The following is a 12,007-nucleotide window of genomic DNA, read 5'->3' as shown; positions in this document are numbered from 1 at the left end:
TATGAGCAAAGAACAGTCAGTAGGGTGCTGCATTGCTTGCAGCGCTACCCTTGTTCAGCCGTCGAGAGGCCGCAGGCGTGTCTATTGTTCCAAGCAGTGCCGAGACCTTCAGCGGCAACAACGAGACAAGCAAAAGACATCTGGCATCAAAGGCCGAAAAAAGAAGCGTGTTGACTGGTCCTGCCACGCGTGCGCGAAAACATTTAGCCTCAGGCCTTTTGAAGCGCTCTCGAAGCTTTATTGCAGTAGGCGGTGTGCCAATGGTGCGAGGCCAAGCTCTGAGGGACGCGGTCCCTACAAATGTAAGCACTGTCAGAAAAGCTATTTCACTAAGCGACCTAAAGGTGAAGGCGAGACATTCTGCAGCCGATCTTGCTCTGAAGCTTATAGGCCTCTGCGTGCAGGGCCGCATACTCGAATTACTTTTCATAATTGCGAACATTGTAGAAAGCGTTTTGCCTCACGCAGAGGCGTCAAGCTGTGCTCTATATCCTGCCGCTTAGAAGCTGGTCGAGCTAGGTCAAAAAAGCTGGAAGTTAAAAAGAGCCAACGCCGAAAGCCGATCCATTGCCAGCAGTGTGGTTGTCTTTTTTCACGCCTGTACGGGAATAAGTCGCGGCTATGCTCTGATCAGTGCGCCGTTGCAGCCAGTCAGTCATTAAAGCGTAAGGCGAAGGCTGCCCGCAGAGCGAGTGAGCGAGCAGGGCGTAAGGCATTTGGTGCATTTGATCCCTTTGAAGTTTTTGAGCGTGATGGTTGGGAATGCGCATTATGCAACGTTCCGACCCCTGAAGTGTTACGCGGGACCACAGCGAACGCTGCGCCTGAGCTGGATCATGTCCGGCCTCTCAGCAAGGGTGGCCAACACTCAAAAGAGAATACACAGCTTCTGTGCCGATCCTGCAATCTTGGCAAATCGGATCAATGGCCTGCCCCTGATGGCTAAATGCACATTTTTGGTGCAAAAAAGCGGCGGGTCCTCCTGGGCAGGCGCATGCAGAGTACGGGGGAACATAGCCGCAGAATTCGGCTATTTATGAGATTTTTTCAGGGAGGCCGGTTCCGGTTCCGGTAAGGGGGCAAAGGTGGCTACTCAGGTTGAAGTGGCAAATCATCTTGATGTGTCGGACCGGTGGGTGCGTGAATTGGTGCAAAGTGGCGTGCTTCCTGCGTCTAAGGGACGAGGCGGGTATGACCTAGAGCAGTGCAGATTGGCCTATATTCGCCATATCCGAGGCCAGCTATCTGGGCAGGTCAAAGTTCCGGAAGCGGAAGGCAAAGAATATCCGGATGACGTTATCGACCCTTACATTGAGCAGAAGCGAGAGCAAGAAGAGTACCTGCTGACAAAAGAGCGCCGGATCGGGCAGCAGCAAAAGAACGAACTGGCCGCCCGGAAGGTGGTGCCCAGTGAGTTTGCAATTTTTACCCTATCCAAAATCGCGGCAGAGATCGCCGCTATTCTCGACACGCTGCCACTGACCATGAAGCGCAAGCACCCAGACCTAGAGACTCGACACCTAGACACTCTGATGCGGGAGCTAGCACGTGCCCGCAACCAAGCCAGCGGGCTCGATAATTTGTTGCCGGAGCTGCTGGATGACTACTGCGATAGTTTCGACACAACAGCTTAGAGAGTGGCGGCGCTCGGTACGCCAAGGCCTATTGGCGCTGTATCGGCCTGAGCCACTGACGGCAGTGGAATGGGCAGACAAAAACTTCTATCTATCGTCTGAATCGAGCTATCACGAAGGACGCTGGACCACGCTGCCGTTTCAGATTGCCATCCTCAATGCGATGGGCAACGACGAGATCCGCACCGTTAACGTGGTCAAGTCAGCGCGCCTGGGTTACACCAAGATGCTGCTAGCCGCTCTGGGCTACATGCTGGAGCACAAAAAGCGCAACATCCTGACGTTCAGCCCTACCGATACTGACGCTGAATCGTTCATGAAAACGCACCTAGAAACGATGGTGCGAGACGTGCCGGTGGTGCTGGACCTAGCGCCCTGGCATGGCATGAAACACCGGGACAACACTCTCAGCGCCAAGCGCTTTGCGAACGGCAAGCAAGTGTTCGTGCACGGTGGTAAAGCCGCGCGTAACTACCGTGAAAAGTCGGTAGACGTGGTGATTTATGACGAGCTAGCCGCCTTTGATGAAGACATCGAGAAAGAGGGTTCGCCCACCACGCTGGGGGATAAGCGCCTAGAAGGTTCCACCTTCCCGAAGTCGATTCGCGGCTCCACGCCTAAGGTGCGTGGCCAGTGCCAAATCGAAGCCGCTGCGGATGAGTCACCGCACACGCTCAACTTTCACGTCCCGTGCCCGCACTGCGGGGAGGAGCAAATACTCAAGTGGGGCGGGCAGGATGCAGGCTTTGGCATCAAGTGGGATGAAGGTAAGCCGGAAACCGCGTTCTACCTCTGTGAGCACAATGGCTGCATGATCAAGCAGCATGAGCTGCAAGACGAAAGCCGAGAGCACAGCATTAAAGATGGCGTTTGGGTCTGCTCCGAAACGGGGATATGGACCCGAGACGGCATCGACTGGTTTAGCGCATTACATGAGCCGATCCCCACGCCGGACAGCATCACGTTTTACCTCTGGACAGTGCTAAGCCCCTTTACCACCTGGGAGCGCATTGTGCGCGACTTCCTCAAGGCCAAAGGGTCGCCCTCCAAGCTAAAAACGTTCGTCAACACCACGCTAGGCGAAACCTGGGAAGACGAGCTAGGCGAGAAGCTGGAATGGGAAGCTATTTACGGCAGGCGCGAAGTTTACCCGCAAGTGCCCGACAGAGTAGTGGCGCTAACCGGTGGCATTGATACCCAAGATGACCGCTACGAAGGGCGCGTTTGGGGCTGGGGCAAAGACGAAGAGTGTTGGCTGATAGATCGCTGGATTATCTACGGCGATCCAGCAGGCCCCGAGCTCAAGCGCAAAGTAGCTCACAAGCTGCACCAAGGTTACCAGCGCACAGATGGCAACTGGATGCCCGTGATGCGTTGGTGCTGGGACTCAGGCGGCCACTACACCGATGAAGTGTACGCCATGAGTAAGCAGCAAGGGGCGTATTGGGTGATTCCCATCAAGGGCGCCAATAAGTACGGCAAGCCGATTGCCAACATGCCGCGCAAGAAAACCGCTAAGGGCGTTTTCCTCACTGAAGTGGGCACCGACAACGCCAAAGAAACCATCTACAACCGCCTAAAGTTGCAGCCCCAACCCGGCATGGCAGTGCCTGGCTGTGTGCATTTGCCGTCTAACGATCTCATTTGTGATGAAGACGAGATCAAGCAACTAACGGCTGAAATCAAAGTGGCCAAGATTGAAAAGGGCCGGCGTGTTTACCGCTGGGACGCAGGCGGTCGACGTAACGAAGCGCTCGACTGTTTCGTATACGCCCTTGCCGCGCTACGCATTTGCCAACAGCGCTTTGGCCTAGACCTTAACGACCCCGCCACGCTGGCGCCGCGACCCAAACGCAAGCGCTCCCGCGTGGCCACTAAGAGCAGCTTATGACCATGGAAACCTATGCCGAGCGCCTCACCAAAGTGCGTACGGCTATCGACAAGATCCTGAGCGGCTCACAGTCATGGCGCTTTGGTGATCGGCAATACACACGGGCAGACCTGCCCACGCTCTACAAAATGGAAGAGCGCTTCGAGCGGCTAGCCGCCAAAGAGAGAGCGGCCACCGGTTCCGGTGGTCGTAACCGCATTCGCTACATCGGGTTTTAATCATGAAGCTATTTGGCCGCTCCAAAGGCAACGCCGCAGAGCAAAAGCGTGAAGAGGTGATGCGCCAGGAGTTTGAACGCTTGGCAGGCACGCAAGGCCGCACGCGGGCCAATAGCGGCAGCGAAACCCGCCACCGTGGCGCAAGCCGCATGATTCGCTCAATGCTCAGCTGGCTGCCTGGATTGGGAAGCCCCCGGCAGGATACGCCAACAGGCGAGCGGGAAATGCTGATTAGCCGCACCCGGGATGCTTACCGCAATCACATGCTGGCGCGTGCCGCCGTGAACCGTGCTGCAACCAACGTGGTAGGCATGGGGTTAACGGTTCGGCCTAACGTGGATGGCGAGGCGCTGGGCCTCGATGACGATGAAACCGATAAGCTGAATGATGAGTTAGCCCGCGGTTTTCGCTTGTGGGCAGAAGATCCCGCCGAGTGCGATGTGGAAGCCGGGCTAGATTTTTACATGCTCCAACGTTTGGCCTTTATCAGCGCACTCGTTAGCGGTGACGTGTTCGCCATGACGCCAGACGACCAGCGCCCTGGTGGCCTGTTTGGTACCAAGCTGCAGCTTATAGAGTCAGAGCGCGTTGGTAACCCGCTGACAGATACGCCCACTGAAACCGATGGTGTGCGCGTGGATCGGCTTGGAAAACCAACGCATGTGCGCGTTTGCAGCGGCTACCCCAGCGACTACACCACCGCGCAGGACTGGAACTGGTACCCCATCTTTGGGGCGCAAACCGGCCGCCGCCGCATTCTGCACCTCATGAACGAGAAAGGCCGTCCCGGCCAAGTGCGCGGCGTTCCCTACTTGGCACCTATTTTAGAAGCACTGCAGAAGCTGGAACGCTTCTCTCAAGCGGAGCTTACCGCCGCTGTGATCAGTGCCATGTTTACCGTGGCCATCAAACACACCGCTACCGACGACCCCGATATATCCGCCGGCGGGCCGATGTGGAGCGACGATAGCGACGACCCCAACAAGCCAGAGCGCCCAGTAGTCACCAGTTCAGGCGAGCAGCCAAGCGAAGGTGACAGCCTCACGCTAGGCGAGGGGGCCGTGTGGGATCTGGAAGAGGGCGCAGAACCCGTCACGATCAACCCGAACCGGCCCAACGCACAGTTTGACCCGTTCTTTGTCGCCATCGTTAAAGAGATTGGCGCCGCCCTGGAAATGCCTTCCGAAGTGCTGCTAATGCACTTTTCGACAAGCTACACCGCTGCCCGCGCTGCCTTTAACCAGCTCTGGAAGTTCATCAAGCAGCGCCGTCACCACCTCACGGTTCAGTTTTGCCAGCCCACCTACGAGCTGGTGATTGATGAGCTGGTGGCGCGTGGCCGTGTCAGCCTTCCAGGGTATCGCGATCCCGCCCAGCGCCGCGCTTACACCAGAGCGTTATGGATAGGTGAGCCGCTTGGCTCACTGAATGAGCAAGTAGACGCCAGGGCCGCCACCGAGCGCATCGCTAACGGCACCAGTAACGAGCATATCGAAACCATGGCGCTGCACGGCGAAGACTGGGAAGACGTACACCGCGACCGCGCCCGAGAGATTAAGCGCAAGCGCGAAGAGGGCGTGCCCATCTACGTGGGCGGAAAAGTGCACGAAGAACCCGTCAGCACTGCTGACGAATAGACCAGGAGACACACCATGCCACTGCCGCGTACCGCATTTGAGCTAGCGGCCAATCACACCTGGCTGATCACTGCCGAAGCACTGGATACCGTCATGACGGTGGCCGCGCGGGAAGGCGACGTGCAGGCCCTGGAAGCAAAACTAGGCCGCCCGCTAGACAACACGCGCAATGTCACCGTGCGTGACGGGGTGGCCGTTATCCCGGTAACAGGGCCCATCTTCCGCCATGCCAACCTAATGACGGAAATCAGCGGCGCCACGTCTACCAGTAGCCTCGCCACTGATATTCAGGAAGCGCTTGATAACCCCAGCGTTAAGGCGCTGCTGCTGGATATAGATAGTCCCGGTGGCGAAGCCACAGGCATTAATGAGCTCTCGGAAATGATCTTTCAGGCCCGCAGCAAGAAGCCCGTTAAGGCTTATGTTGGCGGCATGGGAGCCAGTGCCGCTTATTGGATTGCCAGCGCAGCCGAGGAAGTGGTGATAGACGACACAGCCCAGCTCGGCAGCGTGGGCGTTGTGCTCAACCTGCGCAAACGGGACGACAAAACGGGCGAGAAAACCTACGAGATCGTCTCCAGCAATGCCCCCAACAAGCGCCCCGACTTAGAAACAGAGCAAGGCCGTGCCCAGCTTCAAACACGCACCGACGAACTGGCAAACGTTTTCCTCGACAAGGTTGCCCGCAACCGCGGCATCCCTCGCGAAGAAGTGAACGACCGTTTCCGCCAGGGCGGCATCGCCACTGGTGCACTCGCCGTGGAGGCCGGAATGGCCGACCGCCTCGGCTCACTAGAGGGCCTGATTGCCGAACTGGCAGGCTCGTCAACTTCATCTTTCAGCACACAAAGGAGCGTCAAGATGACGACCGTTAAAACCACGGCAGAACTACAGGCCGCCATTGAGGCGGGTACCGATCCTAAAACCATTCAGATTGCCGAGCCGGAAGCGGTCGATACCGACAAAATCCGAGCGGAGGCGGCCGAAGCTGAGCGTGCTCGATGTAAAGGCATTATGGGTCTCGCCTCGGCAGGGTTTGAGAAAGAAGTGGCCACTGCCATTGATGAAGGCGCAAGCGTTGAGGCCACCGGTCTAGCGCTCTTCAAGGCCGCTCAGGATCGCGGGATTAACCTACAGACCCTACAGGCCGACGGTCAAGGCGCACCCACCGCTACACCGCCTAAAGATGACACCGAAGCTTCAGAGCGTGCCCAAGGCGTGAATGCCATCACCGCACGCTGGAAGAACGGTTAGCACCACCCAGCCCGAGCTTGTCAGATCACTACGCCATAAACCATATACGAGGTTTTCGTCATGTCTGGAATGACCACTACACCACACCCCGAAGCTGCTGCGCTGCTCGCGGGCGATTTTCCGCGCCGTTTTATGACCATCACCGTTGCGTCTGGCCAAGTTCAGCCCGCTGGCGCTGTGATGGGTGAAGTGACCGCCGATGAGAAATACATCCTCTCAGCATCTGCCGCTGAGGATGGCAGCCAAACTCCTAGCGTCATTCTTTGGGAGCCTGTCGACGCCACCGATGGTGACGTAGAAGCCGAAGCCCTTATTTGTGGCGACGTGCGCGGCGAAAAACTCACGTTAGGCACTGGTCACACTATTACGTCGGTGCGTAAAGCGCTGCGCTCGCTCTCTCTTTTCGTTCGCTAATACCGCCGCCAGGGGCTAAGCCCTAAACCACTGGTAATCACTTTCAGGAGAACCCCCATGCCCATGGATCTGTTTGAACCACGCACGATGCTGGAGGCGGTCGAGCAGATGAAGCGCGCACGCCGCTTCCTCGGCACCACCTTCTTTGGCGCTAACCCGGTTAATTTCGTCACCAAGCATGTCGACATCGACATCATGAAAGGGCAGCGCAAGATGGCGCCGTTTGTTCGCCCTAATCGCCCCGGCCAAGTCGTGGACCGCACAGGTAGCGTGATGCGCAGCTATACGCCGCCCTACGTTAAGCCAAAGCTAGAAACCAGTGCAGGCCTGCTGTTGAACCATCGCCAGCCAGGGGAGCACATCTACTCTGGTCGTACGCCGCTGCAGCGTGCAGGCGATCAGCTGGCGCGTGATATGGAAGATCTTGACGATCAGATCAACCGCCGTGAAGAGTGGATGGCCGCCCAAGCGCTCACCAGCGGCCAAGTACACGTTGTGGGCGATGGCGTTGATGACATCATCGATTACCAGATGGCTTCGACGCACCAAGTCACTGAGGCAACGCTTTGGTCTGCTGCTGGCTCTGACCCGATCGCAGACCTGCGCAAGTACAAGCGCCGCATCGCCAAGGACAGCGGCCGCACCGCAAATGCAGTGGTAATGAGCGCCGAAGCGGCCGACGCCTTCCTGGATAACGAATCGGTCATCAAGAAGCTGAACACGCGCCGCATCGATCTCGGCATGATTCGCCCGGAAGAGTTGCCGGACGGCGTGACTTACCTGGGTTATCTCAACGACCCCGGCCTGGATCTCTACTCCTACGAAGAGTGGTACCTAGACCCGGCGGGCGATGAAAAGCCGATGATTCCCGCCGGTGGGCTGGTCATGGGCCCTACCACCAGCCGTTGCGGCATGCTGTACGGCGCAATTCAAGACATGGAAGCCATCGAAGGCGGCATGTTCGATGTAGCCCGCTACCCGAAAAGCTGGATTGAGAAAGACCCCAGCGTGCGCTGGCTGATGATGCAAGCTGCACCGCTGCCCGGCTTCCATGAGCCGGACGCTTTCGTTTACGCCAAGGTGGTGTAATCCGCGCTAACCGATAAACCCCGCCGTGGCGCGGGGCTTGTTCTAAAAGCAAAGGGGGGTATTCGCAATGTCCCAGCAATTTGTAGTGGTGTGCGGTCAAATCGAGGAAGGGAAAAAGGTGCTCGCCAAGCAGGGCTCACCCTTCACGCCTCGCAATAAGGAAGAGCAAGAGCGCCTGCTGGCCTCTGGCGTGATTGCACCGGTGATCGCGGCAGAGGAAGAGCTGTTTGATGATGACGGCGACGACGATCAAGGTGGCGATGATGAACAGCAGCAAACGCTCGCTCAGCCGGATGGCGATGCCTCGCCAGCTAAGCCCGCGCCCACAAAGCGGCCAAGAAAGTAATGAGCGCGTTTGATGAGGAAGTGATGGGCGATATGCCAGACATTTTCGCAGACGCCGGTGTCGCAGTTGACTACCAGGGGGCAGGGTTTGCAGCGAATGGTGTGCAAGCGATCAAAGATGATAGCCATGAGGTGTACGACCAAGATCAAGTGGCCATGCGCGTGACAACGATCAGCGTCCAGTGTGCCGACGTTCCCAGCTCCAAACAAGGTGACCAGATTGTGACGCCATCACGAACCTGGACAGTTCAACAGACCCTTGAAGATGACGGACACGTAAGGCGCCTCTGGGTGTCGTGAGGGGAGAGCGCTATGCCCAACGTACAGTTTGATGTGCGCGATCTGCAGGAATTGAAAAAGCAGTTCGACCCGAAAGACGTAGAAAAGGCACTGAAATGGGCGGTTAACGCCACGGCTCGCAAAACGGCCACCCGCATTAGCAAAGAGACCCGTCAACGCTACACCGTGAGCGCTGGCGATATTCGCAAGCGGATGTCCATTGAGCGTTATCGAGACAACATTGACCGCACGGTGCTGTATACAGGCCGCCGCTTACCGCTGGCGCAGTTCAAGCCGCGTGAGCGCTGGGTCTCGGTCAACCCGAAGCGCCGTGTAAAAAGCGGGCCGCGAAAGGGCAGCATGGTCCGCCGCCGTGGCGTTACGGTTCAGGTGCGTAAAGGCGAAGGCCGCAAGCTAGTTAAAGGCGGCTGGTTAGCAAAGAACCACATCTTTCGCCGCAAAACGCGCAGCGATAACCAAAGTATCCCAGAAATGCGCTTTGGCCCCTCAATCCCTGAAATGGTCGACAATCAGCAGGTAATGGACGCCGCGCAAAACCTAGTGCGCGAGGACCTACCCCAGCAGTTTAACGACCGCCTGAACTACATCCTCAATAAGAAGGCAGGGCTGGTATGACAGACCCCGACATCATTGCAGCGCTGATTCAGCGCATCACGGACGAATGCCCAGGGCTGGCGCTGGTCGATGAAGCCTGGTTCGCCGAACCGCTGGACAACTTCGACACACAAACGCCCGCCGTGCTGGTGTATCTCGCCAAGGATGACGCCAAGGCCGATTCCGATACGTTGCGCCCGGTGCAGCCGTTGCGCGTTACATATGGCCTCTGGCTGGTGTGTAAGCGCGACCAGTTCCGCCCGCAGCGTCAGGCCCTGCGTGAAGCGCTCATGGGGGCAATGTTCAATGAAGAGCACAACCCCATGCAGTACAGGGGCGGCGAAACCAACGACATTCGCGGCGAGCTGATCTGGTGGCGAGAGTTCTGGACGATCGACACCTGGCTGCGCTAACCACCCCAAACCCCACCACCCGCCTTGAGCGGGTTTTTTATTCCTGGAGGAAAGAAGCCATGGCCCGACAAGGCGGCAGTTACGTCATGCGTAACGGCAAAGCAGAGCTGGTTCATCGGACAAAACCCGGCGCGGCTGCCGAGAAACCAGCGGCAGCACCGGCATCTGAGTCTACCCAAGCCCCGGCTACGCCGGAGAAACCCCAGAAAACCGGCAAAGTGAAGGAGGCCGACAATGGCTAAGAAATGGCGGAAACGCTATGTCGTCGCGCAGATTGAAGACGTGTATGGCGTAGCACCGGTGGATATGTCCGGTGCCATCATTCTTGAAGTGGTGATGCTCGATGGAGGCAACCCCTACGCGGGCAACACCGTTGATCGTGAACGCATGCGCGATGGTCTCGGCTCGTTTGAACAGGTCAACACTGGCCCCTACGTGGAACGGCAGGTCCGTGTACCACTGGCAGGTCAGGGCACGGCAGGCACGGCACCGGCATACGGCATGCTGTTGCGCGCGTGCGGGCTTTCCGAAACCACGGACCCCACCTCGGTGACCTATCAGCCGGTGTCTGACGGCCATGAATCCGCCACTCTCTGGTGGGTAGAGGACGGTCAGACCCAGCGCATCACCGGCTCCCGTGGCACCCTGACAATCTCGAAGGATTCTGGTGCGCTACCGTACATCCAGTTCAATCTCACTGGCCTTTACGAAAAAACCGCTGCAGGCGCTGATGCATCGCTGGCCACTCAGGCAGTGCAGGCCAAAGAACTGCCGATCAACAAGCAGAACACCGTGGCCACCATCGACAGTCACGCTGCCTGTATGTCTTCACTCTCAATGGACCTCGGTAACCAGGTGGAACACCGCAACCTGATCAACTGCGAATCGGTACACATCACCGACCGCGCGGTAACAGGCTCCACCAACATCGAAGCGCCGGACATCGCCACAGTGGATTACTTCGCCAAGGTAGAAAGCCATAACGGCGTCACCCTGGTACCGATCAGCCTTACCCACGGTGCCACGCCGGGCAACATCGTCAAGATCGCCTCCCAGCGGTGCCAGCTCGCCAGCATTTCGCCCACGGACAACCAGGGCATCATGCACTACGACCTGAGCTTGCGCTTCGTGCCCACTGATGGCCAGGACGACGACTTCACGCTGACGTTCGAATAACTCTCAGCGTTCACCATCCACGCCTGCACCGATCACCGGTGCGGGCGTTTTATTAACTACCCATTAGCTTAGTAGCACCCATCACACAGGGATACCACCATGTTCGTACTCGCTAAAACCCCGACCGTTACCGTTGATGTACCCGTTCAAGTGCCAGGTGCCGACAAGCCCAGCACCATCAAAGCCACCTGGAAGCTTCATTCGTGGGACGACTACAGAGAAATCATGGAGCAGCAACAGAAGGGCGACAAAGGCGATGAAGATCTACTGGGCGATCTGGTCAAGCTGGACGGCATCAAAGACGAAGATGGTAATCTGGTCGAACACACCAAAGAGCTGGTCGAGCAGCTGATGCAGATCACCTATGTTCGACGCCCGCTGGTTCTCTCGTGGTTCGCTGCGCAAGAAGGTCGCACGCAGGCCGCCGCAAAAAACTAACCGGCGCGGGCCGGTTCTGGGCTGGTGACCGGGTAGAAGATGCCCGGGCGGCGGATGCGGCAGTGCTCGGCATTGCCGCCCCCGTAGATGACACGCCGACCACCTATGCCATCTGGCGCGAGCACTGGCCCGCGCTCGAACTGTTTCTGGCGCTACGCACCCAATGGCGCATCATCGCGGGCATAGCTGGGGCCCAACACCAAGGGCTGGATTACGCCGCCCTCTATGGACACCCGAAATATGCCCGGCTGGATTATGACGAGCAGGAGAAATTGCTGGCTCAGATTCAGCACATCGAAGCTGGCGCGGTATCTGCGTTGAACGAGCAAAACAATCACGCTAACCAAGAGGATGAAGAGCGCAAGCAGGCCACACAGTACATAGAGCAATGTGTAGAGCAGCAATACCAGTTGGTGCACCAACAGCGTATTAACGTGCAAGAGCTAATGAACGTGCAAGGCCTGCCCGCTGGATATGGGGATGGGGCGTTTGTGGCGTAGCAAGGGTGATTTTTACAAGGTTTAATCTGCTCAAGGGTAAACGCGGCTGTAGGTTAAATGACTATTCCTAAAGTGCTTTATACCCAACGCGGGCGATGGGTTGG

At 57.7% G+C, this 12,007-nt stretch carries 16 protein-coding genes; all 16 read left to right on the top strand.

Annotated elements, in window-relative coordinates:
* Position 1 precedes the first annotated feature (1 nt).
* The 16 genes from NF683_RS21455 (at position 2) to NF683_RS17505 (ending at position 11,903) form a co-directional block, all read left to right on the top strand.
* On the top strand, positions 2–946 hold the full coding sequence (locus NF683_RS21455) for an HNH endonuclease (RefSeq protein WP_456362350.1): 945 nt from the start codon (positions 2–4) through the stop codon (positions 944–946).
* Positions 947–1,085: 139 nt separating this feature from the next.
* The gene (locus tag NF683_RS17575) at positions 1,086–1,634 is read left to right on the top strand and encodes a terminase small subunit (protein ID WP_253920558.1); all 549 of its coding nucleotides are present in this window, start codon (positions 1,086–1,088) and stop codon (positions 1,632–1,634) included.
* A complete protein-coding gene (locus tag NF683_RS17570) occupies positions 1,600–3,525 on the top strand; it encodes a terminase gpA endonuclease subunit (protein WP_342760363.1) in 1,926 nt (641 codons plus the stop codon). The genes NF683_RS17575 and NF683_RS17570 overlap by 35 nt, the downstream gene beginning before the upstream one ends.
* Positions 3,522–3,743 carry a hypothetical protein gene (locus tag NF683_RS17565; RefSeq protein WP_253920556.1) on the top strand — a complete coding sequence of 74 codons (222 nt, stop codon included), beginning with the start codon at positions 3,522–3,524 and terminating at the stop codon, positions 3,741–3,743. Before NF683_RS17570 ends, NF683_RS17565 begins: the two co-directional genes overlap by 4 nt.
* A 2-nt stretch (positions 3,744–3,745) precedes the next feature.
* Positions 3,746–5,380: a phage portal protein gene (locus NF683_RS17560; RefSeq protein WP_253920555.1), complete on the top strand. Its 1,635-nt coding sequence runs from the start codon at positions 3,746–3,748 to the stop codon at positions 5,378–5,380.
* A 15-nt stretch (positions 5,381–5,395) separates the two neighbouring features.
* The gene (locus NF683_RS17555; protein ID WP_253920554.1) at positions 5,396–6,634 is read left to right on the top strand and encodes a S49 family peptidase; all 1,239 of its coding nucleotides are present in this window, start codon (positions 5,396–5,398) and stop codon (positions 6,632–6,634) included.
* 60 nt (positions 6,635–6,694) lie between these two features.
* Positions 6,695–7,048, top strand: coding sequence for a head decoration protein (locus NF683_RS17550; RefSeq protein WP_253920553.1), 354 nt, complete (start codon positions 6,695–6,697; stop codon positions 7,046–7,048).
* Between the two features lie 57 nt (positions 7,049–7,105).
* Positions 7,106–8,137 carry a major capsid protein gene (locus tag NF683_RS17545; protein WP_253920551.1) on the top strand — a complete coding sequence of 344 codons (1,032 nt, stop codon included), beginning with the start codon at positions 7,106–7,108 and terminating at the stop codon, positions 8,135–8,137.
* Positions 8,138–8,204: 67 nt separating this feature from the next.
* Positions 8,205–8,483, top strand: a complete 279-nt coding sequence (locus NF683_RS17540; RefSeq protein WP_253920550.1) for a hypothetical protein — start codon at positions 8,205–8,207, stop codon at positions 8,481–8,483.
* Positions 8,483–8,782, top strand: a complete 300-nt coding sequence (locus NF683_RS17535; protein ID WP_253920548.1) for a head-tail joining protein — start codon at positions 8,483–8,485, stop codon at positions 8,780–8,782. The genes NF683_RS17540 and NF683_RS17535 overlap by 1 nt, the downstream gene beginning before the upstream one ends.
* 12 nt (positions 8,783–8,794) lie before the next feature.
* Entirely contained in the window at positions 8,795–9,397 is a 603-nt protein-coding gene (locus NF683_RS17530; protein ID WP_253920547.1) for a phage tail protein, read from the top strand.
* On the top strand, positions 9,394–9,789 hold the full coding sequence (locus NF683_RS17525) for a phage tail terminator protein (RefSeq protein WP_253920546.1): 396 nt from the start codon (positions 9,394–9,396) through the stop codon (positions 9,787–9,789). The genes NF683_RS17530 and NF683_RS17525 overlap by 4 nt, the downstream gene beginning before the upstream one ends.
* A gap of 59 nt (positions 9,790–9,848) precedes the next feature.
* Complete coding sequence (locus NF683_RS17520) at positions 9,849–10,031, top strand: hypothetical protein (RefSeq protein WP_249018063.1); 183 nt, start codon at positions 9,849–9,851, stop codon at positions 10,029–10,031.
* On the top strand, positions 10,024–10,965 hold the full coding sequence (locus tag NF683_RS17515; protein ID WP_253920545.1) for a phage tail tube protein: 942 nt from the start codon (positions 10,024–10,026) through the stop codon (positions 10,963–10,965). The genes NF683_RS17520 and NF683_RS17515 overlap by 8 nt, the downstream gene beginning before the upstream one ends.
* 99 nt (positions 10,966–11,064) lie before the next feature.
* On the top strand, positions 11,065–11,403 hold the full coding sequence (locus NF683_RS17510; RefSeq protein ID WP_253920544.1) for a hypothetical protein: 339 nt from the start codon (positions 11,065–11,067) through the stop codon (positions 11,401–11,403).
* Positions 11,355–11,903, top strand: a complete 549-nt coding sequence (locus NF683_RS17505; protein WP_253920543.1) for a DUF1799 domain-containing protein — start codon at positions 11,355–11,357, stop codon at positions 11,901–11,903. Before NF683_RS17510 ends, NF683_RS17505 begins: the two co-directional genes overlap by 49 nt.
* The last annotated feature ends 104 nt before the right edge of the window (positions 11,904–12,007 follow it).

The sequence above is a fragment of the Halomonas sp. MS1 genome, assembly GCF_024182575.1.
Classification (GTDB): Bacteria; Pseudomonadota; Gammaproteobacteria; order Pseudomonadales; family Halomonadaceae; genus Vreelandella.
The sequence above is the reverse complement of the archived record's forward strand: the minus strand, read 5'-3'. Positions and strand labels throughout refer to the sequence as shown.